This is a genomic window from Bradyrhizobium altum, from assembly GCF_020889705.1.
Taxonomy (GTDB): Bacteria; Pseudomonadota; Alphaproteobacteria; order Rhizobiales; family Xanthobacteraceae; genus Bradyrhizobium; species Bradyrhizobium altum.
Window position 1 is genome coordinate 1 of sequence record NZ_JACMYP010000131.1, and the last position, 25,031, is coordinate 25,031.

A 25,031-nucleotide genomic window follows, 5' to 3' on the forward strand; every position below is an offset into this window, starting at 1 on the left:
AAGGCGCCGGCGGCCCGCGACGTCGCCGGCCTGATCCGCTCGATCGACTATGCCGCGACCGCCGCGCTGGAACGGGCACTCAAGGTCGCGCCTGACGAGAGCGGCAGGCTGAGCCTTGCTTTGGCCGAATGGCGCGACCAGGCCGCGGATGCCCTGCTGGCGGCCTATCGCGAGACCACGGCCGGCCAGCGGCTGTGGCCCGCCGACGCCAGGGCGGCCGATCGCCTGCTCAACTTTTTCCTGCTTGAGAAAGCCTTCTACGAGATCGAGTATGAGCTGGCCAATCGGCCGGATTGGCTCCGCGTCCCACTGACTGGCCTGTTGAGACTCCTGGCCCAACAGCCGCATGAGGTTGCATGAATAAATTGCCCGCCGAGGCCTATGCCATCATCGAGGGCCGCCACTCCGATCCGTTCCACTATCTCGGGCTCCACGCCGAGGGGGATCGCAACGTCGTTCGCGCCTTCCTGCCTGATGCCAGCAATGTCGAGGCGGTCGGCGAGCATGGCGAGGCGGCGCCGCTGGCGAAAATCCATGACGCCGGCCTGTTCGCAGGTCCCTTGCCGAACGGTTCGACGCGCTACCAGCTCCGCGCCCGCTTCGGCGACAACGTCGTTGAACTGGAGGATGCCTACCGCTTTCCGCCGATCCTGAGCGATTTCGACCTCTATCTGCTCGGCGAAGGGACGCATCTGCGCGTCTACGACACGCTCGGCGCCCATCCGATGACGCTCGACGGTGTCGACGGCATCGGCTTCGTGGTGCTGGCGCCGAATGCGCGGCGGGTCAGCGTGGTCGGCGACTTCAATTTCTGGGACGGACGGCGGCATCCGATGCGGGTGCGCGGCCCGGGCTATTGGGAGCTGTTCATCCCGCGCGCACGCGTCGGCGATCACTACAAGTTCGAGATCATCGGGCGGAACGGCCAGCATCTGCCGCTGAAGTCCGATCCGCTGGCGTTCGCCGCCGAGGTGCGTCCGAAGACCGCCTCGATCGTGATCGACGAGCGCAAGATCCCGCATCCGCGCCCGGCGCCCGATCGCGTCAACGCGCTGAGCTCGCCGATGTCGATCTACGAGGTTCATCTCGGGTCGTGGCGCCGCAAGGGCCGCAATGAGTGGCTGACCTATCGCGAGATGGCGGAGCAGCTTCCCGCCTACGCCAGCGACATGGGCTTCACGCATATCGAATTCCTCCCCATCACCGAGCATCCGTTCGATGGTTCGTGGGGCTACCAGCCAACCGGGATGTTCGCGCCGACCAGCCGTTTCGGCTCGCCCGACGATTTCGCCGGGCTGATCGACGCCTGCCACGGCGCAGGCCTCGCCGTGCTGCTCGACTGGGTCCCCGGGCATTTCCCCGATGATCCGCACGGTCTTGGCAATTTCGACGGCACCGCGCTCTACGAGCACGCCAATCCGTTGCAGGGCCGTCACCTCGATTGGGGCACGCTGATCTATAATTACGGGCGCACCGAGGTCACCAACTTCCTAGTGTCGAACGCGCTGTTCTGGCTCGATCGCTACGGCATCGACGGGCTGCGCGTCGATGCCGTCGCCTCCATGCTGTATCTCGACTACAGCCGTCCCGCCGGCGGCTGGATTCCGAACAAATATGGCGGCCGGGAGAACATCGAGGCGATCGACTTCCTGCGCCGCTTCAACACCGAACTCTACGCACACTTCCCGCAGGCGATGACGGCGGCGGAGGAATCCACCGCGTGGCCGCAGGTGTCGCGGCCGGTCGAATATGGCGGGCTCGGCTTCGGCTACAAGTGGAACATGGGCTGGATGCACGACACGCTGAAGTATATCAGCAAGGATCCCATCCACCGCAAATTCCATCACGGCGACATCCTGTTCGGCCTGCATTACGCCTTCTCGGAGAACTTCATCCTGCCGCTGTCCCACGACGAGGTCGTGCACGGCAAGCGCTCGATCCTCGGCCGCATGCCCGGCGACGACTGGCAGCGCTTCGCCAATCTGCGCGCCTATTACAGCTTCATGTTCGGGCATCCCGGCAAAAAGCTGATGTTCATGGGCTGCGAGTTCGGCCAGGAGCGCGAATGGAATCACGACCACTCGATCGATTGGCATTTGCTGCAACAGCCGAGGCATAGCGGCATCCAGAACCTGGTCCGCGACCTCAACCGGCTCTATCGCGCGCTGCCGGCGCTGCACGAGCTCGACTGCGACCAGGCCGGCTTCGAATGGGTCATCACCGACGACGCCAGCAACAATGTGTTCGGCTGGATCCGCAAGGGCAATGATGCGCGCGCCCGCTGCCTCGTGGTCCTGAACTTCTCGCCCAATGTCTACCGCAACTATCGCGTCCGGGTGCCGTTCGCGGGCAAGTGGCACGAGGTGTTCAACTCGGATTCCTCCCATTATGGCGGCACCAATGTCGGCAATATCGGCGAGGTCCGCGCCTCGGAGGGCGCCACGCCCGAGCTGAGCCTGACCATTCCGCCGCTGGCAGCGATCTTCCTCGTACCGGAAAGCTGATTCATGCGACTGACCGGGGGTACGTCCGCACGGCTCGGTGCAAGCTGGGACGGCAGAGGCACCAATTTTGCGTTGTTCTCGGCGAATGCGGAGAAGGTGGAGCTGTGCCTGTTCGACGGCCAGGGCCGCCGCGAGCTCGAGCGGATCGAGATGCCGGAGCGCACTGAGGATGTCTGGCACTGCTATCTCAACGACGTCTCGCCGGGCCAGCTGTACGGCTATCGCGTCTACGGGCCGTATGCACCGGAGCGCGGCCACCGCTTCAACGCCAACAAGCTGCTGCTCGATCCCTACGCCAAGCGGCTGGCCGGCCGGCTGGTGTGGAGCGATGCGCATTTCGCCTACCGCACCGGCAGCGCGCGCGAGGATCTCTCCTTCGACCGGCGCGACAATGCCCGCGGCATGCCGAAGGCGGTCGTGGTCGACGAGACCTTCAACTGGGGACGTCGGGAGATCCGGCCGCACGTTCCCTGGCCGGACACCATCATCTATGAGGCCCACGTCAAGGGCCTGACCCAGAAGCGCGAGGACGTGCCGCCGAACCTGCGCGGCACCTATGGCGGCCTGTCATCGCCGGCGATGATCGACCATCTCAAGCGGCTCGGCGTCACCACCATCGAGCTGTTGCCGATCCACGGCCTGATCGACGACCGCACTCTGGTCGAGAAGAAGCTGTCGAATTACTGGGGCTACAACACCATTGCCTTCTTCGCGCCGGAGGCACGCTACGCCCAGGACAATGCGCTCGACTCGTTCCGTACCACGGTGGCGCGGCTGCACGATGCCGGCATCGAGGTGCTGCTCGACGTCGTCTACAATCACACCGCCGAGGGCAACCATATGGGCCCGACGCTCTGCTTCCGCGGTATCGACAACGCCTCCTATTACTGGCTGAACCGCGAGAACCCGCGCTTCTATGACGACTTCACCGGCTGCGGCAGCTCGGTCAACCTCACCCATCCGCGCGTGCTGCAGATGGTGATGGATTCGCTGCGCTACTGGGTCGAGGTCTGCCATGTTGACGGCTTCCGCTTCGATCTCGCCACGACCTTGGCGCGCGGGCCGAACGGCTTCGATCGCAACCATCCCTTCCTCACAGCGATCCGCCAGGACCCGGTGCTGGCGACCGCCAAGATGGTCGCCGAGCCCTGGGACCTTGGTCTCGGCGGCTACCAGGTCGGCGCGTTTCCGTCGCAATGGTCGGAGTGGAACGACCGCTATCGCAGCGCGATGCGGCGCTACTGGAGCGGCGAAGGCAGCCTGATCGGCGACATCTCGGGCCGCATGACGGCGTCCTCGGATTTGTTTCACCACGACAACCGCGCGACCCGCGCCAGCGTCAACCACATCACGGTGCATGACGGCTTCACGCTCGCCGATCTCTTCAGCTACAACGAGAAGCACAACGAGGCCAATGGCGAGGACAATCGCGACGGCTCCAACGACAACCACAGCAACAATTGCGGCCATGAAGGCCCGACCGACGATCCCGCCATCATCGCGCTGCGCCGCCAGCTCAGGAAGAACGCGCTGGCCTGCCTGCTGCTCGCACAGGGCACGCCGCTGATCCTTGCCGGCGACGAGGTCGCCAACACGCAGGCCGGCAACAACAACGCCTATTGCCAGGACAATGAGACCGGCTGGATCGGCTGGGAGAACCTCGGCACGGACGACGACGCCATTGCCTTCATCGGCCATCTCACCGCGCTCCGCCAGCGCTTCGGCCAGATCCGCTGCCAGAGCTGGCTCGACGGCCGCCGCGGCGACGGCAGCTACGGCGTGCTGTGGCTGACGCCGGCGGCAGAGGAGATGAAGGAGTCCGACTGGAAATTCCCGGAAAGCCGGTTCCTCGCCTACGTGCTGGGGCCGATGGAACAGGGCCAGGCGCCGATCTTTATCGTGCTCAATGCCGCGCCGCAGGAGATCGTGTTCAGGATGCCGAGGATGACGGAATACAGGAATTGGCAGCAGGTCTTGAACACGACCAAAGCCGAGCAAACGGCTGAACAGTTTGCATCCGGCGCCGACACCACGGCACCGCCGCGCTCGGTGCTGGCATTTGCAGGCTCCGCATGAGCACGCAGCATTTCGGCGCCGAGCTGACACCTGATGGCTCACGCTTCCGGCTGTGGGCGCCGGAGGCCAAGCGCGTCGACCTCCTGCTCGACCGCCCCCATGCGCTGACGCGCGATGCGGCCGGCTGGTACATCGCCGAGATCGCAGGCGCGCGCGCTGGTACCCGCTACAAATTCCGCATCGATGACGAGGTCGATGTGCCCGATCCCGCCTCCGCATTTCAGCCGGACGATGTGTTCGGCCCGAGCGAGGTGATCGATCATGCAGCCTTCAAATGGCGCGCGACCGAGTGGCGCGGCCGTCCCTGGCATGAGGCCGTCATTCTCGAGGCGCATGTCGGCACCTTCACGCGAGAGGGCACCTACCGCGCCATGATCGACAAGCTCGATCATCTGGTGGCAACCGGCATCACCGCGCTCGAACTGATGCCGCTGGCGGATTTCGCAGGCACGCACAACTGGGGCTATGACGGTGTGCTGTGGTATGCGCCCGACAGCGCCTACGGCCGCCCCGAAGACCTCAAGACCCTGATCGACGAAGCGCATCTGCGCGGGCTGATGGTGATGCTCGACGTGGTCTACAACCATTTCGGCCCCGAGGGGAATTATCTCGGCCGCTATGCACCCACCTTCTTCAGCGACGCGCATACGCCATGGGGCAGTGCGATCGATTATCGCGTGCCCGAGGTGCGCGCGTTTGCGATGGGCAGCGTGGTGAGCTGGCTGCGCGACTACCGCTTCGACGGGCTGCGCTTCGACGCGGTCAACACCATCGTCGAAGCCGGCGAAATCTCCATCCTGCATGACTTCAGCAAGGCCGCCGGCAAGCTCGCCACCGAGACCGGCCGGCACATCAATCTCGTGCTCGAGAACGGCGACAACATTGCAAGCCTGCTCGATGCCGCCGAAGACCCGCCGCACGGCAAATTCCGCGGCCAGTGGAACGACGATTATCATCACGCCTGGCATGTGCTGCTGACCGGAGAGACGCAGGGTTATTATGGCGACTACCGCGCGCCGAAGCAGGACCTCGCGCGCGCGCTGTCGTCGGGCTACATCTATCAGGGCGAAGTTTCGGCGTTCTGGGGCGGCAAGGCCCGCGGCGAGCCGAGCGGCGCGCTGTCGCCGACCTGCTTCATCAACTTCCTGCAGAACCACGACCAGATCGGCAACCGGCCGCTGGGCGATCGTCTCGAGAGCATCGCAAAGCCCAATGCGATCGAGGCGGCGCTGGCTGTGACGCTGATCGCGCCGACCACGCCGATGCTGTTCATGGGCGAGGAATGGGGCGCGACGTCGTCCTTCCCGTTCTTCTGCGATTTCAAGGGCGACCTCGCCAACGCCGTTCGCGCCGGCCGGCGCAAGGAATTCGCCTGGGCCTATGCCAAATACGGCGACGACATACCCGACCCGCTTGCCGAGGGGACGGTACGATCGGCCGTGCTCGACTGGGCGGCGCTCGGCCACGATCCTGCTCGAAGGCGGCTTGCGCTGGTGCGCGACCTGCTCGCCGTGCGGCAGCGCGAGATCACGCCGCGGCTCATCGGGGCACGCTTCGGCGGCGACCGCGTCGCGGGCGATCTCTTGACCGCGCATTGGCAGATGGGCGACGGCCGCACGCTCTGGCTGGCAGCCAATTTGTCGGATCGGACTATCACCGGCGCAGCGGAACCGAAGGGAACTGCGATCTGGGGCGCCGCGTTGTCGAGCGACCTCCCTGGCTGGGCGGTGCGCTGGCACATCGGATAGCACAATGCCTCCAGCGATCCCGATCGCAACCTACCGACTGCAACTCACTGCCGATTTCGACTTCGATGCCGCCGCCGCGGTGGCGCCATATCTAAAGGCGCTCGGCATCAGCCATGTTTATGCCTCGCCGTTCATGAAGGCGCGCAAGGGATCGACCCATGGCTATGACGTCGTCGACCACACCAAGTTCAACCCGGAGCTCGGCGGCGAAGAGGGCTTTGCACGGCTCAGCGACGCCTTGAAGCGCCATGACCTCGGCCTGATCCTGGATTTCGTGCCGAACCATGTCGGCGTGCACTTTGCCGATAATCCGTGGTGGCTCGACGTGCTGGAATGGGGACCGGTGTCGCCCCACGCGATCTCCTTCGACATTGACTGGGACCTCCTGCCCTATCGCGCGCGCGGCGGCGTGCTGCTGCCGATCCTCGGCACATCCTATGGCCAGGCGCTGGAGCGCGGCGAGATCGAACTGCGCTACGACGCCAACGAAGGCAGTTTCTCCGCCTGGTATTTCGAGCACCGCCTGCCGATCGCGCCGGAGCGCTATGGCGAGGTGCTGCGAACCGTCGTCCGCAAGGCCGCCGCCGAAGATGGTCCGGCCGGGCGCGCGCTGCTCGAGCTCGCCGCCAGGTATCGCGGGCTGCGTCACCCCAACCGCAAGGAAGCGCCGGCCCTGAAGGCGGCGATCAAGGCGATCGAGGGCAGTGCCGAGATCATCGCGCGCGGGCTCGATGCCTATCGCGCTGCCGAGGACCGGCCCACCCAGACACTGGCACTGCATCATCTTCTGGAACGCCAGCACTACAAGCTCGGCCACTGGCGGCTTGCCTCCAGCGACATCAACTATCGCCGCTTCTTCGACGTCAACACCCTGGCCGGCCTCAGGGTCGAGGACGCCGCCACGTTCGAGGCGAGCCACAGTCTCGTGAAGCGGCTGATCGCGGAGGACCGGTTGCAGGGCCTGCGGCTCGACCATATCGACGGGCTGCGCGACCCCGCCCAATATTTCCAGCGCCTGCGCCGCCTGATCCGCTCCGCGCAGGGCGCCAAGGCCAAGCCGATCTACATGGTGATCGAGAAGATCCTCGGCGAGGACGAGAAGCTGACGAAATTCAGCGGCGTCCATGGCACCACCGGCTATGAATGGATGAACACGATCAGCCAGGCGCTGGTCGATGGCGGCGGGCTCGATCCGCTCAACGAGATCTGGCGGCAGATCAGCAACCAGTCGCCGAATGTGACGCCGGTGCTGCGCGCGGCCAAGCGCCGCGTGCTGGAGACCTTGCTGACCAGCGAATTCACTGTGTTGGCGCGGCTGCTCGTGCGCATTGCCAGCGGCCACTATTCGACCCGCGACTTCTCCGCCGACAGCCTGCGGCAGGCGCTCGAGCTTTATGTTTTGCACTTCCCGGTCTACCGCACCTATCTCACCGTCTCCGGCCCGACCGCGCATGACCGCGCGCTGATCAGCGCGACCATCGAGCGCGCCCGTGCCGACTGGTTCGCCGCCGACGAAGGCATCTTCGACTTCCTGTGCGATGCCCTGACCATGGACCTCTTGAAGCCCGGCCGGCCGCCGCACGGTGCGCCACGGATCCGGCGCTTCGCGCTCAAGGTGCAGCAATTCACCGGGCCAATGATGGCGAAGTCGCTGGAGGACACCACCTTCTATCGCTACCACCGCCTGCTCGCGCTCAACGAGGTTGGCGGCGATCCGGCGGCGAGTGCGATTACGCCCGAGACCTTCCACGCCATGATGCAGGCCCGTGCCCGCGAATGGCCGCACGGCATGACGGCGACCGCGACCCACGACACCAAGCGCGGCGAGGACGCCCGCGCCCGGATCATGGCGCTTGCGGAGATCCCCGGCGAATGGACCAGCGCGGTGGCGCGCTGGAAGGTGCTCAACGCGCCGCATCTGGTGCTCGACGGCGAGATGCGCGCCCCGTCGGCAACGTTCGAATACATGCTGTATCAGGCCCTGCTCGGCGCCTGGGACCCGGACGACGCATCGCTGGTCGGGCGCATCCAGGCCTATGCGCTGAAGGCCGCGCGCGAAGGCAAGCAGGAGACCAGCTGGCTCAATCCGCACGAAGCTTACGAGACGGGCGTGAAGACCTTCATCGCGCGGATCCTCGATCGCACGGTCTCGCCTGAATTCCTCGATGCGCTGGAGACCTTGGCGCAACGCACCGCGCTGATCGGCGCGCTGAACTCGCTCAGCCAGATCACCCTGAAGGCGACGATGCCGGGCGTGCCGGATTTCTACCAGGGCACCGAAAGCTGGGATCTTTCGCTTGTCGATCCGGATAACCGCCGTCCGGTCGACTTCGCCGGACGCGCGGGCATGCTCGCGGCGCTGGAGGCGCCGGATTGGGACGCGTTGGTGCAAAGCTGGCGCGACGGCCGCCTGAAGTTCGCATGGACGCGGCAACTGCTGCGGCTGCGCAACGAGCTGCCCGAGGTCTTCAGCGGCGGCGACTACCAGCCGCTCACGGTCAGTGGCCCGCATCGCGATCATGTCATCGCCTTCGCACGGCGCCATGGCCGCGACGCGGTCATCGTCGCGATGGCCAAATCATTTGCCCCGTTCACGCAGGGCGGACGCAGCTGGCCGCGCGCTGAGGCCTTTGACGGCGAGATCGACCTGGCCGGATGCGCGCTCCCGGGCGGCGACAGCAGGATTCAGCTCTCGACGCTGTTCGCCAGGCTGCCCGTCGCGGTGCTGAAGGCGAGAGCCGTAGCTGGAGCCAAGCAAGCTTCAAGGCGTGCGCGCGCGCACGGCTAGCGCCGCGCGTCAGCGCTTGGTCAGCAGCAACTGCCCGCTCTTCTGAATGGCGACCTGCGCGACCTCGGCGAAGCGCTGCAGCAGCCACGGCAGCGTCACCTCCAGCCGCACATGGGTGTCCTCGACATCGAGATGGCCGGCCGCGACCTGCCCCAGCGCGCGGACGCGGAAGCTCATGCGGTTGTTCTCCCAGCGCTCTTCGTCGACGCTCATGACCGGCACGTTCGCCGCTGCGCGCGACAGGCCTGTCTTCAGGCGGCGCATCGCCTCGTTGCGGCCGAGGCTGTGGGGAATCGAGACAATCAGCGGAGCCGACATCGTGGTGCACTCCTCCATGGACTCTGTTGATGTAATTCTGTTCCACCGCAAATGGAAGATCACACAGTTTTATCGCACCGCTCAAACCGGAACCTTCACAGTTGCGGGTTGTTTCCTCCCCCGAAGGGCAGAGACGACAGGCCCGTGGGCTGAGGAGAACTGAGATGTCACTTGGAACGATCATTCTTATCATTCTGGTCATTGCGCTGCTTGGCGGCTTCAGCGGCATCGGCGGCGGACCGTTCTACGGCACAGGCTATTATGGCGGCGGCGGTCTCGGCCTCGTGATCGTGATCCTGCTGATCCTGCTCCTGCTGGGACGCTTGTAGCGCCGGGCCGTGTGTTGCGCCCTATCCGCATCAACAACTGTCATCACCCGCGAAAGCGGGTGATCCAGTATTCCAGAGCCGGTGGCGATTGAACCGATGAGCCGCGGCGTACTGGATACCCCGCTTTCGCGGGGTATGACGAGGAGAACGCCCGCGCTCCTGACGATTCTCACTGTGCCGCGAGCTTCTTCATCGCCGGCTTGATCGACGAGGCCGCATCTTCATAGCCGTCCCACGCCTTGCTCTTGGCGAGCAGCGCCGGCACCGACCGCACCGTGTATTTCTTCGGATCGAGGTCGCCGCGCACCTGGGTCCAGGTCAGCGGCATCGACACCGTCGCGCCGGGCCGCGCCCGCGGCGACAGTACCGCGACCGCGGTCGAAAGCCGATCGTTGCGCAGATAGTCGAGGAAGATCTTTCCGGTGCGCTTGGCCTTGGACATGTTGATCAGATAGCGCTCAGGATCGTCCTGTGCCATCCACTGGCAGATCGCTTGCGCGAACGCCTTGGCCTCCTTCCATGTCACCTTGTCTCTGGCACCTGCGAGCAGCGGCGCCACGACATGAAGGCCCTTGCCGCCGGTAGTCTTGCAGAAGCTCGCGAGGCCGACTGCCGTGAGCCGCTGGCGCATGTCCTTGGCGGCCTCGATCACATCGGAGAACGCGACGTCGGGCGCGGGATCGAGATCGAACACCAGCCGGCCCGGCGTGTCATAGGCATCGGGCGCGCAATTCCAGGGATGCAGCTCGAGGCCGCCGAGCTGCGCCACCGCCGCCAGGCCCTCGACCTGGTCGATTTGCAGGTAGGGTTTGCGGTCGCCGGAGACCTTGGCGAGCTTCAGGAGCTTCGACGTGCCGGCCATCGCGTGGCGCTGGAAGAACGTCTCGCCCTTGATGCCGTCAGGGGCGCGCACGATCGAGCATGGCCGGCCCTTGAGATAGGAGATCATCCATTCGCCGACCGCCTCGAAATAGGTGGCGAGGTCGAGCTTGGTCGCGGGCTCGCCGTCGCCGGCATCGGGCCACAACGCCTTGTCCGGATGGGAGATGGCGACGCCCATCACCGCGCTGGATTTTCCTTTGGCCATCGGCTTCACCACTCTGGTTACGACCGGCCGCTCGGCCTCGACCTCGCGCGCCGGCTTGTCCTGGCGCAGGCCCTTGAACGCCGCCTGGCGGATATTGCCGGCGTCGGTCCAGCCGGCGAACTCGATCTCGGCGACCAGCTCAGGCTTCAGCCAGTGCACGTCGCGGGTCTTCTTCGGCGCATCCTTGCCGCCAAACGGGCTGGTGTCTGACGCCGCCGCCTTCAGCGCCGGCATGATGCGGCGGACCGTGTCCTGGCCGAAGCCGGTGCCGACGATGCCGACAAAGACCAGATGATCGCCGCGATAGACGCCCGCCATCAGCGAGCGGAATTTGCCGTTGGTGGTCTTCCAGCCACCGATCACTACTTCATGGCCGGCGCGGATTTTCGCTTTCGTCCAGTCGTCTGAGCGCCCGGAGCGATAGGCGCCGTGGAGCCGCTTGGAGACGATGCCTTCCAGAGCGAGCTTGCGCGCGGACTCCAGCACGGCGTCGCCACGCTCCTCGAAATGCTCGACATAGCGGATCAGCTTGCCCTTGCGCGCGGCGAGCAGCGCCTGCAGCCGCGCCTTGCGCTCGGTGAGCGGCAGCGGCCGGAGATCCTCGGAGCCGGCAAAAAGCAGATCGAACGCGTAGAAGATCAGCTTCTCAGTCTTGCCGTCGGACAGCGCGGCCTGCAGCGCCGAAAAATGGGGGATACCGTTCTCGTCGAGCGCGACGATCTCGCCGTCGATCAGGGCATCCGGCAGCTTGCCGGCCTCCTTCACGATCGCACCGAATTTGTCGGTCCAGTCGAGCCCCTTGCGGGTCCTCACCACGGCCTTGCCGTCCTCGATGCGGAGCTGCACGCGGTAGCCGTCGAACTTGATCTCGTGGCACCAGCCCGCGCCATTGGGCGGACTCTCGACCACGGTGCAGAGCTGCGGCGAAACGAAGTCCGGCATCTTCGCCACCTGCTTCGGCCTCGCCTTTGGCGGCGTCTTCAATTGCGCCTTGAGTTTTTCCCTGGGTGCCGGCGCCTTGGTCCTGGCGCGCGCGTTGGCGGCGATGCCGTGATTGGACTGCCAGACCGCATCCGCTTTGGCCTTGCCGTTGCCCTTGGCCAGCATGAACGGCTTCGGTGCCCGGCCCTTGCCGGCTGCGATCTCTGCCATCGAGCGGCCGGAGGCGACCGAGCGGTCCTCGTCGAGGACCGCTTCGCCGTTGCCGTCAACGGCATATTCGTCGCGGTGCTTGATCAACAGCCAGTTGGTACGCTTGCCGCCGAGGCGGTCGTTCTTCATCCGCACCAGCACCCAGCTGCCGTGCAGCTTGTCGCCGTGCAGCGTGAACTTCAGGTCGCCCTTCTTGAAGCCGCGCTCGGGATCGTCCGATTCCCAGGTGCCGCGATCCCAGAGCTGCACCGTGCCGCCGCCATACTGGTCTTCAGGAATCGTACCTTCGAAATCGCCATAGTCGAGCGGATGGTCCTCGACCTCGACCGCCAGCCGCTTGTCGTGCGGATCGAGCGACGGCCCGCGCGTCACCGCCCATGACTTGAAGACGCCGTCGAACTCCAGCCTGAAATCATAATGCAGCCGCGTCGCGTCGTGCTTCTGGATCACAAAGCGCCGCTGCTTGCCGGGTGCGACCTTGACCTCGCCCGACGGCTCATTGGTCTTCTCGAAGTCGCGCTTCTTGCGATAATTGGTGAGGTTTCTCAGCGACACGTCCAGACCTCGGCGCAAACCAGGGCCGCCGCCTCTGCGCGGCCTTCAGGAACCAAAACCTACGGTATCCGTTCAAGTTCCAAACTCAAGCTGTTTGGAGATGATCATGGCCGCTCCCCGCGCCTACTGGAAAGGCACGCTCAAACTCTCGCTGGTGTCGTGCCCCGTGGCGCTTTACCCGGCCTCGACCACGGTCGAGAAGACCCGCTTCCACATGATCAACCGGGAGACCGGCAACCGGCTGAAGCAGCAGATGGTCGATACCGAGACCGGCGACGTCGTCGAGGGCGACCAGAAGGGTCGCGGCTACGAGGTCACCAAGGGCAAATATGTCGAGATCGATAAGGACGAGCTCGATGCGGTCCAAATCGAAAGCAACCACACGATCGACATCGACAGTTTCGTGCCCGAGGACGAGATCGACAAGCGCTATCTCGACCACCCCTACTACATCAGGCCGGACGGCAAGGCCGGCGTCGACGCGTTCGCGGTGATCCGCGACGCCATGAAGGACCAGGACCGCGTCGCGCTCGCGCGCATCGTGCTGACCAACCGCGAGCACGTGATCGCGATCGAGCCGCTCGACAAGGGCATGCTCGGCACCACCCTGCGCTATCCTTACGAGGTGCGCGATGCCGGCGACTATTTCGACGACATCAAGAGCCCGAAGGTGACCAAGGACATGGTCGAGCTCGCCGGCCACATCCTCGACAGCAAGGCCGCGCATTTCGATCCGTCGAAATTCAAGGACGAGTACGAGACCGCGCTGAAGGCGCTGGTCCGCCGCAAGGCCGCCGGCAAGCCGATCAAGGCCGCTGCGCGCGAGGAGAAGCCGAGCAATGTGGTGAACCTGATGGACGCGCTGAAGCAGAGCCTGAAGGACCGAAAAGGTGGCGCACGGCGCTCGGGCCCCGCCACACGGCGCCCGGCCTCGCACCGCCGTGCCGCAAAGAAGGCGCACCGGTCGAGCGCGCTGTCGCGGAAGGCGGGTTGAATCGATGCGCTGGTCATGCCCGGGCTCGACCCGGGCATCCATCTACTTGGCCAGAAAGACGTGGATAGCCGGGTCAAGCCCGGCCATGACGAACGGAGGCAGTTTAGCCCTACTTCTTCTTTGAGCTCTTGCGCTTCTTGGCTGTATTGCGCTTCTTCGCAGTCTTCTTCGGCACCTTCCGCCCCTTGGCACGGGCCTCTGACAGACCGATCGCGATCGCCTGCTTGCGGCTCTTCACCTTCTTCTTGGAGCGGCCGCTGCGCAGCGTGCCGGCCTTGCGCTTCTTCATCACACGCTCGACATCGCTTGATGCCTTCCGCGAGTATTTTCTTGCCATGGCTTCTCTCCCGGTAACGGAAAACAAGCCTCGATCGGGATGAAAGTTCCGACCATGTCGTCGACCGGCTCGACCGAGCGACCCAGTATTCCAGAGACGCCAATGGTTGAGCGGAGAAGCCGCGGCGTACTGGATGCCCCGCTTGAAGCGGGGCATGACAGGTCAGTCCGCCGCGCGCAGCCGATAACCGATGCCGGTCTCGGTCAGCACGAATTGCGGACGCTCGGGGTCGGCCTCGATCTTCTGGCGGAGCTGGCGCACATAGACGCGCAGATATTGCGCGTCGGTCAATTCGTCCCACAATTCCTTCAAGAGGAAGCGATGCGTCAGCACCTTGCCGGCATGCTGCACCAGCACGCGCAACAGGTCATATTCCTTCGGCGACAACTTGATCTCCCTGTCGCCGACCTTGACGATCCGGCGCACCAGATCGACCGAGAGATCGCCGGAGCGGAACACCGGCCGCTCGCCCTGCACCTGCAGCTGATGGCGCAGCGCCGCGCGCAGCCGCGCCAGCAATTCGTCCATGCCGAACGGCTTGGTCAGGTAATCGTCGGCGCCGAGATCGAGCGCCTGCACCTTGCCGGCCTCGTCGCCGCGGCTCGACAGCACCACGATCGGCACGCTCTCGTTGCGGCCGCGGATCATGCGCAAGAGATCGTGGCCCTGGATGTCGGGCAATCCGAGATCGAGATGATCAGTGCCGGCCCCTCGCCCAGCATCTCCAGCGCGTTTCTGCCGTTGGAGGCCTCGAGGATGTCGTAGCCCTGCGTGCTCAGCCCCATCCGCAGCAGCTTGCGGATCGGCGGCTCGTCGTCGATGACCAGGACCTTGATGGGCGTCGCGTTCATGCAGCAGTATCCAGCGCGTTGGTGTCGGCGGGGATCGGCAGGCGGATGGTGATGACGGCGCCGCTCCGGTCGGAGCGATTGGCCGCCGCGATGGTGCCGCGCATCGCCTCGACGAAACCGCGCGAGATCGCAAGCCCGAGGCCGGTGCCGGGGCGGACATGGTCGCCCTTCTCGGCGCGATAGAACTTGTCGAACACGCTATCGAGCTCCGCGGCCGGAATGCCGTTGCCCTCGTCGAGGATCTGCAGCGCGATGGTGTCGCGGTCGCGCGCGCCGCGGATCGAGATCGTGGTGTCCGAGGGAGCGTATTTGGCGGCGTTGTCGAGCAGATTGAACAGCACCTGCTCGAACAGCACGGCGTCGAGCTCCAGCATCGGCAGATCGGCGGCGAGCTCGAGCGACACCCGGTGATGCACCAGGATCTTGGCGGCACGGCGCAGCGCGCTGCCGACGATCTCGCCGACATCGTGCCGCGCCGTGTTGGGCACGATCGCGCCGGATTCCAGCTTGGTCATGTCGAGCAGATTGGCGATGAAGCGATTCAGCCGCTCGGATTCATCGATCACGGTGGCAAGCAGATCATGCTTCTGGGCATCGCTCAGGCTGGCGCCGAGATCGCGCAGCGCCGAGGCCGAGCCGAGCACCGAGGCGAGCGGCGTCTTCAGGTCGTGCGAGATCGAGGTCAACAGCGCGCCACGCAGCCGATCGGATTCCACCGTGCGCTTGACGCGGTCCATGTCCTCGACAAGCAGCACGCGCTCGATCGCCAGCGCGCCCTGGTCGACCAGCGCATCGAGCAGCCGGCGCTGGTCCGGCGTCAACAGCGGCCCGGTGCGATCGTCGTCGATGCCGATCACGCCGATCGGGCCGCGGCCGGTGCGCATCGGCAGGAACAATCGCTTGCCGCCCGGCAGCGTGTCGGAGCCGCGGCCCGCCGGGCGATCATTGCCCCAGGCCCAGTTGGCGGCGGCGAGATCGGCCTGATCGAGCTGGTCCTCCGGCGGATAGCCGCTCTTGACGGTCAGCATCCCGCCCTCCGGCAGCAGCAGTACCACGCGCACCTTGAGCATCAGCGCGATCTGGTAGGCGGTCGCCCACAGCACGTCGTCGAGCGTCGCAGTGCCGGCGAGCTTGCGGCTGAAGGCATAGAGCGACTCGGTGGTGCGGACGCGGCCGATCGCCGTGTCGGCCTGGACGCGCACCCGCGCCGCGACGTTGGAGACCAAAAGCGCGATCAGCATGAAGAAGAAGAACGCCGCGACATTGGTCGGGTCGGTGATGGTGAAGGTGTAGACCGGCGGCAGGAAGAAGAAGTTGTAGCACAGCGAGGCCGCGACGCTGGCCAGCAGCGACGGCCACAGGCCGTAGCGCGCCGCGGCACCGACCACCGCGGTGATGAAGACGAGGTCGACATTCTCGATGCCGAAGAATGGCTGGATCAGCTTGGCCGCGCCGAGCCCGATGGCCGTCAGCAGCAGCGCCATCAGATAGGGCCGCGGATTGAACGGCTCCGGCCGCTGCGCGGTCTGCACCGCCGCCTTACCGACCGGCAGCTCGTCGCCGGCGATCACGTTGACGCTGATATTGCCGGCGCGGCGCACCAGATCGTGCACCACCGAGCCGTGCGTCAGCTCGAACCAGCGCGAGCGCGTCGACTTGCCGATGATGATCTGGGTGACGTTGTTGGCCTGGGCGAAATTGATGACGTCGTCGGCGATGCGACGGCCGACGCCGGGAAGGGTCAGCGCCTCGCCGCCGAGCGATTCCGCGAGCCGCATAGTGTCAGAAAGCCTGTCGCGCTGCTCGTCGTTCAGTTGCAGGCTGCGCCGCGTCTCGATGCTGACGGCGGTCCATTGCGCATGCAGCCGGTCGGCCAGGCGTTTGGTGTAGCGCACGAGCCCGGCCGCGCGCGGATCCTCGCTCAGGCAGACCAGGATGCGCTCGCCGGCGGCCCAGGGACCCTGGATGGCATTGGCCTGCATGTGGGTCAGCAATTGCTCGTCGACCCGCTCGGCGGTACGGCGCAGCGCCAGCTCGCGCAGCGCGGTGAGATTGCCCGGCGAGAAATAGTGCTCCAGCGCGCGCTCGGCCTGCTTGGGCACATAGACCTTGCCCTCCTTCAGCCGCTGGATCAGGTCGTCTGGGGTGAGGTCGATCAGCTCGATCGCATCGGCGCGATCGACCACCGAGTCGGGCACGGTCTCGCGCACCCGCACATGGGTGATCTGCGCGACGACGTCGTTGAGGCTCTCGATGTGCTGGATGTTGATCGCGGTGTAGACGTCGATGCCGTGCGACAGCAACTCCTCGACATCGAGATAGCGCTTGGGATGCCGGCTGCCCGGCGCATTTGTGTGGGCGAGCTCGTCGACCAGCGCGAGTTGCGGCCGCCGTGCGATCAGGGCGTCGAGGTCCATCTCCTCGAGCGTCTGGTCGCGATAGGCCAGCGGCTTCCGCGGTATCACCTCGAGACCCCTGAGCAGCGCCTCGGTCTCCACCCGTCCATGGGTTTCGACGACGCCGACCACGACGTCGACGCCCGCCTTGAGGCGGGCGTGGGCGCTCGAGAGCATCTCGTAGGTCTTGCCGACGCCGGGAGCTGCGCCGATGAAGATCTTCAGCCGCCCCGATCGATCGGTCTCCCGGCGCGCCGCCTCCAGCAGCGCATCCGGCGAGGGTCGTTTATTGGGGTCACGCTGATTGGCCATACCGCAATATAGTCATCCTGCGAGAGCGGGCCTACTCCCCTATTTTGCCTTTGCCGCGTCGAGCGCCAGGTTGAGCGCAAGAACGTTAACGCGGGGCTCACCGACAATGCCGGCGAAGCGGCCCTGCGTGTTCTGCGTCACCAGCTCGCGCACCGCGTCCTCCGACATGCTGCGCGCCTTCGCCACCCGCGGCACCTGGAACAGCGCGGCATCCGGCGAGATGTCGGGATCGAGGCCGCTGGCCGAGGTGGTGACGAGATCGACCGGCACGCTGGCAGTCGGATTCTCCGCCTTCAGCTTCTCGACATCCTCCTTGACCCGGTCGTTCAGCGCCTTGCTGGTCGGGCCGAGGTTGGAGCCGCCGGAATTGGCCGCGTTGTAGGGCGCCGGCACCGTCTTGGAGGCATCGTTCGGATCGGGCGCGACCGTAGCCGACGGCCGGCCGTGGAAGTATTTATCCTCCTTGAACTCCTGCCCGATCAGGGCGGAGCCGATCACCTTGCCATCCTTCTCGATCAGGCTGCCCTGCGCCTGCTTCGGAAAGATGACGCCGGCGATCGCCGTCATGGCGAGCGGATAGGCAAGACCCGTGATCGCGGTCAGCAGGACCAGTACAAGGATGGCGGGGCGGATTTCTCTCAACATGATTGCGGCTCCTTAAGCCAGGCCCAGGGCGGCGACGATGAGGTCGATCGCCTTGATGCCGATGAACGGGATGACGATGCCGCCGAGACCGTAGATCATCAGGTTGCGGCTGAGCAGCGCGCCGGCACCGACCGCGCGATACTTGACGCCCTTCAGCGCCAAGGGGATCAGCGCGATGATGATCAGCGCGTTGAAGATGATCGCCGACAGGATCGCGCTTTGCGGGCTCGCCAGGTGCATGATGTTCAGCACCTGAAGCTGCGGATAGAACGCGAGGAACATCGCCGGGATGATCGCAAAATATTTTGCGACGTCGTTGGCGATCGAGAACGTGGTCAGCGCGCCGCGGGTCATCAGGAGCTGCTTGCCGATCTCGACCACCTCGATCAGCTTGGTCGGGTTGGAGTCGAGGTCGACCATGTTGCCGGCCTCGCGGGCCGCCTGGGTGCCGGTGTTCATGGCGACGCCGACATCGGCCTGCGCGAGCGCCGGCGCATCGTTGGTGCCGTCGCCGCACATCGCGACCAGCTTGCCCTTGGACTGCTCGTCGCGGATCAGCTTGAGCTTGTCCTCGGGGGTTGCCTGCGCCAGGAAGTCGTCGACGCCGGCTTCGGCTGCGATCGCGGCCGCGGTCATCGGGTTGTCGCCGGTGATCATCACGGTGCGGATGCCCATGCGGCGCAGCTCGGCAAAGCGCTCGCGGATGCCGCCCTTGACGATGTCCTTCAGGTGCACGACGCCGAGCAGCTTGCCGTCCTTGGCGACCGCCAGCGGCGTGCCGCCGGCCTTGGCGATCTCGTCGGCAATCGACTGGATCTCGCGCGCCTCGGCGCTCATCGTCGCCGCGACCGCACGAACGGTATTGCCCGATGCGACGGTGCGGGGCGAACCGCCATCGACATAGGCGAGGATGGCGTCGACCGCGCCCTTGCGGACCGACGAGGCGCCGGCATCGATGCCGCTCATGCGGGTCTGCGCGGTGAACGGCACGAAGGTCGCGGCAAGCTCGTGCATGTCGCGGCCGCGGATACCGTATTTCTCCTTGGCGAGCACCACGATCGAGCGGCCCTCCGGCGTTTCGTCGGCGAGCGAGGCGAGCTGCGCGGCGTCGGCGAGGTCCTGCTCGGAGACGCCACGGATCGGCCGGAACGCGGTTGCCTGGCGGTTGCCGAGCGTGATGGTGCCGGTCTTGTCCAAGAGCAGCGTATCGACGTCGCCGGCGGCCTCCACCGCGCGGCCGGACATTGCCAGCACGTTGAAGCGCACCAGGCGGTCCATGCCGGCGATGCCGATCGCCGACAACAGCGCGCCGATCGTGGTCGGGATCAGCGTGACGAACAGCGCCACCAGCACCACGACCGAGATCGAGCCGCCGGCATAGGCCGCATAGCTCGGGATCGTCACCGTCGCGAACACGAAGATGATGGTGAGGCCCGCCAGCAGGATGTTGAGCGCGATCTCGTTCGGCGTCTTCTGCCGCTCGGCACCCTCCACCAGCCTGATCATGCGGTCGATGAAGGTCGAGCCCTGCGCCGCGGTGATGCGGACGCGGATCCAGTCCGACAGCACTTGGGTGCCGCCGGTGACCGCAGAACGGTCGCCGCCGGACTCGCGGATAACAGGCGCGGACTCACCCGTGATCGCAGCTTCGTTGACCGAGGCCACGCCTTCGATCACCTCGCCGTCGGACGGGATGTTGTCGCCGGCCTCGACCAAGACGATATCGCCGACCTTCAGCGAGGTGCCGGGCACCATGCGATAGGTCCGGTCGGTGCCGGTGAGCAGCTTGGCCTGGCTCTCGGTGCGGGTCTTCTTCAGCGATTCCGCCTGCGCCTTGCCGCGGCCCTCGGCGACGGCTTCGGCGAAGTTGGCGAACAGCACCGTGAACCAGAGCCAGAGGATGATCTGGAAGGTGAAGCCGAGGTTGGCGCCGCCGGTGACGAGGTCGCGCACGAAGATGATCGTGGTCAATGCGGCCACCACCTCCACCACGAACATCACGGGGTTCTTCATCATCAGCCGTGGATCGAGCTTGACGAAGGCCGACCAGATCGCCGGCACCAGGATTTTCGGGTCGAGCATGGTCGACGCCGTCACCTGTTTCTGCAGTTTCATGGTTTCCATGGATGTCACTCCGGACGTATTCAATCAGAACAGGGTGTTGGCGTTCATGGCGAGGTGCTCGACGATCGGCCCGAGCGCGAGCGCCGGGAAGAAGGTGAGGCCGCCAATGATCAGGATCACGCCGATGACGAGGCCGACGAACAGCCCGCCCGTGGTCGGGAAGGTGCCCGCCGAGGCCGGGATCGACTTCTTCTCGACCAGCGATCCCGCGATCGCCATCGCCGGCACGATCATGAAGAAGCGGCCGACGAACATCGCCGAGGCGAGCGTGAGGTTGTAGAACAGGGTGTTGCCGGTGAGGCCCGCGAAGGCCGAGCCGTTATTGCCGGTCGCCGAGGTAAAGGCATACAGCACCTCGGTGAAGCCGTGCGGGCCGGCATTGGCCATCGAGGCCACCGCCGACGGCAGCACCACGCCGACCGCGGTCCAGCCGAGATACATCAGTGGCAGCACCAGGATCGCGAGCATCGCCATCTTGACCTCGCGCGCCTCGATCTTCTTGCCGACATATTCCGGCGTGCGGCCGACCATCAGGCCGGCAACGAAGATCGCCAGCACGACGAACAGCAGCATGCCGTAGAAGCCGGCGCCGACACCGCCGATGATGACTTCGCCGAGCTGCATGTTGATCAGCGGGATCATGCCGCCGAGCGCGGTGAAACTGTCATGCATGGCGTTGACCGCGCCGCAGGACGCCGCGGTGGTGACGACGGCGAACAGCGAGGACGCGACGATGCCGAAGCGGACCTCCTTGCCCTCCATGTTGCCGCCGGTGAGACCCAATGCCTGCAGCGCCGAGGTGCCGTTGGCTTCCGCCCAATAGGTGACGGTGACGCCGGCGACGAGCAGGATGCCCATCACCGCCAGGATCGCCCAGCCCTGGCGCTCGTTGCCGACCATACGGCCGAACACGTTGGTCAGCGCAGCGCCGAGCGCGAAGATCGAGATCATCTGCACCAGGTTCGACAGCGCGGTCGGATTCTCGAACGGATGCGCGGCGTTGGCGTTGAAGAAGCCGCCGCCATTGGTGCCGAGCATCTTGATCGCAACCTGCGAAGCGACGGGTCCGAGCGCAATGGTCTGCTTGCCGCCCTCCAGCGTGGTGGCGTCGACATAGGCGCCGAGCGTCTGCGGCATGCCCTGCCAGACCAGGAACAGCGCATAGACGATGCAGATCGGCAGCAGGACGTAGAGCGTGCAGCGCGTGACGTCGACCCAGAAATTGCCGACCGTGCGCATCGACGAACGGGTGAAGCCGCGGATCAGCGCCATCGCCAGCGCGATGCCGGTCGCCGCCGACAGGAAGTTCTGGTGCGTCAGGCCCAGCATCTGGACCAGATAGGACAGCGTGCTCTCGCCGCCGTAGTTCTGCCAGTTGGTGTTGGTGATGAAGGAGATCGCGGTGTTGAAGGAGAGATCCTCCGCGACCGCCGTCTGGCCGGCCGGGTTGAACGGCAGCACAGCCTGCAGCCGCATCAGGCCGTAGATGAGGGCGAAGCCGCCGACATGGAACAGCAGCATGGCGACCGTATAGGTCAGCCAGTGCTGCTCGCGCCGCTCGTCGACGCCGCCGACCCAATAGACGCCGCGCTCGACCGGGCGCATCACGGGTGAGAGGAAGGTGCGCTCGCCGTTGAACACGCGGGTCATGTACCAGCCGAGCGGTTTGACCAGCGCGACCACGATCGCGCAGAACAGAATAATTTGAATCCAACCGATGACGGTCATTGCGTCAAACCTTTCGAATGGGTGCGAAGCGCAGCAGCGACGCGAACATGCCGAGCAACAGCCCGGTCAGCACCGCGTCGGCCAACAGAATTGTGCAAAGCGCTGACATCGCGGGCCGCCTAGAAGCGTTCGGGCCGCAGCAGTGCGTAGGTGAGGTAGAACAGCAGGCCGAGCGAGACGAGGCCGGCGAGCGAGTAATCGAAGATCATCGCCGCCTCCCTTAAAGCCGTTCGCAGGCGTAGGCGTAGCCGATGCCGGCCGCGAAGAAGCCGATCGCGAGCGCCGCCATGAGAATGTCCATCATGAAAGACTCCTATGCATCCGAGGGGCGCGGGACGACCGTATAAGCGCTCCGCGCCGGATCACCGTGAGGTGCCATCCGGGGCATAGGTTTTCGAGATGTGACGCATAAGGACGTTATAGGAATCCTATAAGTGCCGATCCGCTCTCCGCTGTCGTCCTGGCGAAAGCCAGGACCCATACGCCGCGGCCGCGGGAAAGGGCACGCGGCTAGACATCGAGCCTGCAATCGACGGCGGTGGTAATGCGTCCTGGCTTTCGCCAGGACGACAGGTGTTCCATCTTTATGGAATCCCTATATCTCCGCCCCTCTCCTCATCTCGTTTTCAAATGGCTGTCAGGCCATTTTGAGCCTGCGGCCAATACCTTGGGCCGTGCCTTACGAGATGACGCCATGTCCGTGCTCTCCCAACCCACCTCCACCGACCTCGGCGACCGGCTGCGCGATGCCTATACAGTCACCGCCGAGTTCATGGCCGACATCATCAGCCAGACCTGCCGGCGCTTTCCCTCGGCCGGACAGAGCGGCAAGACCTCCCGTATCGAGCACCTGATCCAGTCCGGCGCATGGACCGACGCCGCGATCGCGCTGCTCGATCTCGAGCTGCCGCAATGGCAGATCCGCCGCCTGGTCTATGACGAGGGCGAGTGGTACTGCGCATTGTCGCGCGAACGCGAGTTGCCCGACTGGCTCGACCAGTCGATCGAGGCCCATCATGCGGATCTTGCGCTCGCGATCCTCAGCGCCTTCGTCGAGGCGCAGCGGATCTCGACGCCCGAGAACCGCACCAGCGTGCCCACCGTCCGTCGCGGCATCAGCTGGCTCTACGAGCCGATGCTCGTCGACAATATCGGCTGATGGCGGCGCCGTCGTGAACGCAAAACAACTGCCGCAGCAGCTGCAGTCGGTTCAGGTGATGGTCCGGTTCGGTTTCCGGCTTGCCATCATGATCGGCTTTGCCGTCTTCGCCGGCGCAGGCTTCGGCAGGGGCCTCGTCACGCTGCTCTGGATGTCGGCGCTGATCTGCGCGCTCGCTGGCCTCGTCAAGCGCGAGATGCCGTTCGCGGCAAACCTCAATCACTGGGACGAGATGACCGCCTATGTCGCGCTGTGCGCGCTCGGCACCGGCATCGTCCAGCACATCTAAGCCCACCCCCTCAAATCCTATGCCGCTCCTATGAAGTCGGCCGTCCTCCGCGCTCGATTTCATATCCGGCAAGACGGACATTGAACGCGTGACTTCCACCTGAAGGACTACAATCGTGAAACTCGTCGAACCTCCCTCGTGTAGCGCTGTGTCCACCATTGTCTTCATCGGCCGCAACCACCGCGGCCAGTGGGTCGCCCAGCAACAGAACGGCCTCTATGGCGGCCTGTTCGTCAACCGCGCCCAGGCTGTCAAATACGCGCTGTTCGAGAACGGCCAGCACCCCGAAATGATCGTCGAGCTGTCGCGCGAGCTCGAGCTCGATATAAGCGGCGAGACCGCAAGCCTCCCCGCCAGCCGCGTGGCCTGAGCCACTCCATGACGTCAGCATCGCGAGCGGAATCAGCGGCATGGCTGTCGGGCTTCATCACCGACCTTCCAACCCCCTTCAACCACCGGGACGAACTCGACACCGAGGCGTTCGGCCGGCTGTGCGAGCGTCAGATCGCGGCCGGCGCCTCGGCGCTGGTGGTCGGCGAGACCGCGGGTGAAAGTTCGACGCTGGAGCCCGCGGAGCGCGCGCAGCTGGTTCACATCGCAGCCCGTGTCGCGCGCAAGCGGGTCCGCATCATCGCCGGCGCCGGATCGAACGCGACGGATCGCGCCGTCGCGTTCACGCGCGCGGCGGAAGCGGCCGGCGCCGACGCCATCATGTCGGTCGTGCCGTATTACAACAAGCCGATGCCACGAGGCATGGCGGCGCATTTCCGCGCCGTCGCCGCGGCCACGACACTGCCCGTGATCCTGCACGATATTCCCGCGCGGACGGTGAAAGGCCTCGCGGACGAGACGCTGGTTGAGCTCGCAGCATCGCCGCGCTTCATCGGACTGCGAGATGGCAGCAGCGATGTCGCCCGCCTCAGGCGCCTGCGTCCACGGCTACCGGCGACATTCCGGATGCTGACCGGCGACGACACCATGTCGCTCGCCTATATGGCCGCCGGCGGCGATGGCTGCATCTCGTCGGTCTCGAACGTCGCGCCCGATTTGTGCGTGGCGGTGGCCCGGCATCTGCGTGAGGGCCGGTTGTATCAGGCGCGCGAGCTGCATCAGCGGCTGGTGCCGCTCGCGACGCTGCTGGAGCGCGAGCACCCCGCCGCCCTGAAATTCGCACTGGCGCTGTTGGGGTTCATGCAGCCGGCGACACGGCTGCCGATCGTTCAGCTCAACGGACCGGCGAAGGCCGAGATCGCGCAGGCGATGACCAAAATCGCCGACGAATATCTGGCCGTCGCGCACTGAGCGTGCCACAACGCAGGTCATCGCAACGCACAAGGGAATCAGCCCACCGCGTCCGTGACACCGCGCCATATTGAGGTTCCGGAACGGCATCCCATATTCACGGCAAGGGAGTGCTTGCCGTGCAGACCTTCAAGGCCGCTCTCGTTGTGGCGATCGCCCTGGTCGCTCTGGTTGTTTCCATTGGTCCCGGTACGGCCGCGGACAACAACCGTCTTGCCCTGACCATTTCAATCGACGGAGCGATCGGGCCAGCATCGGCCAGCTACGTCAAGGACGGCTTGGCGAAGGCGGCCGCGCGGCGCGCCGAGATCGTTATTCTGCGCCTGAATACGCCGGG

The 25,031-nt window shown here is 65.5% G+C and carries 18 protein-coding genes and 3 pseudogenes; 12 read left to right on the plus strand and 9 right to left on the minus strand.

The features are described from left to right. The 5 genes and pseudogenes from H8B02_RS27565 to treY all read left to right on the plus strand — a co-directional run. A pseudogene (locus H8B02_RS27565) lies at positions 1 to 360 on the plus strand (alpha-amylase); the annotation flags it as partial. Further along, entirely contained in the window at positions 357 to 2,504 is a 2,148-nt protein-coding gene (gene glgB, locus H8B02_RS27570) for a 1,4-alpha-glucan branching protein GlgB (protein ID WP_229169124.1), read from the plus strand. The pseudogene H8B02_RS27565 and the gene glgB, both read left to right, overlap by 4 nt. Before the next feature lie 3 nt (positions 2,505 to 2,507). Then, complete coding sequence (glgX, locus tag H8B02_RS27575) at positions 2,508 to 4,580, plus strand: glycogen debranching protein GlgX (RefSeq protein WP_229169125.1); 2,073 nt, start codon at positions 2,508 to 2,510, stop codon at positions 4,578 to 4,580. Continuing rightward, on the plus strand, positions 4,577 to 6,328 hold the full coding sequence (gene treZ / locus H8B02_RS27580) for a malto-oligosyltrehalose trehalohydrolase (RefSeq protein ID WP_229169126.1): 1,752 nt from the start codon (positions 4,577 to 4,579) through the stop codon (positions 6,326 to 6,328). The genes glgX and treZ overlap by 4 nt, the downstream gene beginning before the upstream one ends. A gap of 4 nt (positions 6,329 to 6,332) precedes the next feature. Continuing rightward, positions 6,333 to 9,116: a malto-oligosyltrehalose synthase gene (gene treY, locus H8B02_RS27585; RefSeq protein ID WP_229169127.1), complete on the plus strand. Its 2,784-nt coding sequence runs from the start codon at positions 6,333 to 6,335 to the stop codon at positions 9,114 to 9,116. A 9-nt stretch (positions 9,117 to 9,125) separates the two neighbouring features. Here the strand turns inward: treY and H8B02_RS27590 are convergent, their stop codons facing one another. Continuing rightward, the gene (locus tag H8B02_RS27590) at positions 9,126 to 9,434 is read right to left on the minus strand and encodes a polyhydroxyalkanoic acid system family protein (protein ID WP_229169128.1); all 309 of its coding nucleotides are present in this window, start codon (positions 9,432 to 9,434) and stop codon (positions 9,126 to 9,128) included. A 164-nt stretch (positions 9,435 to 9,598) separates the two neighbouring features. Here H8B02_RS27590 and H8B02_RS27595 point away from each other — a divergent pair, with 164 nt between their 5' ends. Beyond that, positions 9,599 to 9,763 (plus strand): DUF3309 family protein, encoded by a 165-nt coding sequence (locus tag H8B02_RS27595; RefSeq protein WP_076865768.1) that lies wholly within the window; start codon positions 9,599 to 9,601, stop codon positions 9,761 to 9,763. Between the two features lie 169 nt (positions 9,764 to 9,932). Here the strand turns inward: H8B02_RS27595 and ligD are convergent, their stop codons facing one another. After that, positions 9,933 to 12,557: a DNA ligase D gene (gene ligD / locus H8B02_RS27600; protein ID WP_229169129.1), complete on the minus strand. Its 2,625-nt coding sequence runs from the start codon at positions 12,555 to 12,557 to the stop codon at positions 9,933 to 9,935. A 106-nt stretch (positions 12,558 to 12,663) separates the two neighbouring features. On the opposite strand from ligD, the gene ku reads away from it, so the two are divergent. Beyond that, complete coding sequence (gene ku, locus H8B02_RS27605) at positions 12,664 to 13,551, plus strand: non-homologous end joining protein Ku (protein WP_229169130.1); 888 nt, start codon at positions 12,664 to 12,666, stop codon at positions 13,549 to 13,551. A gap of 109 nt (positions 13,552 to 13,660) precedes the next feature. Here ku and H8B02_RS27610 read toward each other — a convergent pair whose 3' ends face one another. The 7 genes and pseudogenes from H8B02_RS27610 to H8B02_RS27640 form a co-directional block, all read right to left on the minus strand. Beyond that, positions 13,661 to 13,888 carry a DUF6496 domain-containing protein gene (locus H8B02_RS27610; protein ID WP_229169131.1) on the minus strand — a complete coding sequence of 76 codons (228 nt, stop codon included), beginning with the start codon at positions 13,886 to 13,888 and terminating at the stop codon, positions 13,661 to 13,663. A 162-nt stretch (positions 13,889 to 14,050) separates the two neighbouring features. Continuing rightward, positions 14,051 to 14,739: pseudogene (locus H8B02_RS27615) on the minus strand (response regulator). Further along, the gene (locus tag H8B02_RS27620) at positions 14,736 to 17,447 is read right to left on the minus strand and encodes a DUF4118 domain-containing protein (RefSeq protein WP_229169132.1); all 2,712 of its coding nucleotides are present in this window, start codon (positions 17,445 to 17,447) and stop codon (positions 14,736 to 14,738) included. The pseudogene H8B02_RS27615 and the gene H8B02_RS27620 overlap by 4 nt, the downstream one beginning before the upstream one ends. 39 nt (positions 17,448 to 17,486) lie before the next feature. Next, positions 17,487 to 18,092, minus strand: a complete 606-nt coding sequence (locus H8B02_RS27625; RefSeq protein WP_229169133.1) for a K(+)-transporting ATPase subunit C — start codon at positions 18,090 to 18,092, stop codon at positions 17,487 to 17,489. A gap of 12 nt (positions 18,093 to 18,104) precedes the next feature. Further along, on the minus strand, positions 18,105 to 20,216 hold the full coding sequence (kdpB, locus tag H8B02_RS27630) for a potassium-transporting ATPase subunit KdpB (protein ID WP_229169134.1): 2,112 nt from the start codon (positions 20,214 to 20,216) through the stop codon (positions 18,105 to 18,107). A gap of 24 nt (positions 20,217 to 20,240) precedes the next feature. Further along, positions 20,241 to 21,944: a potassium-transporting ATPase subunit KdpA gene (gene kdpA / locus H8B02_RS27635; RefSeq protein WP_229169135.1), complete on the minus strand. Its 1,704-nt coding sequence runs from the start codon at positions 21,942 to 21,944 to the stop codon at positions 20,241 to 20,243. 119 nt (positions 21,945 to 22,063) lie between these two features. Beyond that, positions 22,064 to 22,153, minus strand: a complete 90-nt coding sequence (locus H8B02_RS27640; RefSeq protein WP_016846764.1) for a K(+)-transporting ATPase subunit F — start codon at positions 22,151 to 22,153, stop codon at positions 22,064 to 22,066. A gap of 485 nt (positions 22,154 to 22,638) precedes the next feature. Between H8B02_RS27640 and H8B02_RS27645 the strand changes: the two genes are divergently transcribed. The 5 genes and pseudogenes from H8B02_RS27645 to H8B02_RS27665 form a co-directional block, all read left to right on the plus strand. Continuing rightward, positions 22,639 to 23,103 carry a hypothetical protein gene (locus H8B02_RS27645; protein WP_229169136.1) on the plus strand — a complete coding sequence of 155 codons (465 nt, stop codon included), beginning with the start codon at positions 22,639 to 22,641 and terminating at the stop codon, positions 23,101 to 23,103. 13 nt (positions 23,104 to 23,116) lie between these two features. Beyond that, the gene (locus tag H8B02_RS27650; RefSeq protein WP_092116205.1) at positions 23,117 to 23,392 is read left to right on the plus strand and encodes a hypothetical protein; all 276 of its coding nucleotides are present in this window, start codon (positions 23,117 to 23,119) and stop codon (positions 23,390 to 23,392) included. A gap of 115 nt (positions 23,393 to 23,507) precedes the next feature. Beyond that, positions 23,508 to 23,762 carry a hypothetical protein gene (locus H8B02_RS27655; RefSeq protein WP_229169137.1) on the plus strand — a complete coding sequence of 85 codons (255 nt, stop codon included), beginning with the start codon at positions 23,508 to 23,510 and terminating at the stop codon, positions 23,760 to 23,762. 8 nt (positions 23,763 to 23,770) lie between these two features. Beyond that, positions 23,771 to 24,694 (plus strand): 4-hydroxy-tetrahydrodipicolinate synthase, encoded by a 924-nt coding sequence (gene dapA / locus H8B02_RS27660; protein ID WP_229169138.1) that lies wholly within the window; start codon positions 23,771 to 23,773, stop codon positions 24,692 to 24,694. 119 nt (positions 24,695 to 24,813) lie between these two features. Continuing rightward, positions 24,814 to 25,031 (plus strand): annotated as a pseudogene (locus H8B02_RS27665) (NfeD family protein); the annotation flags it as partial.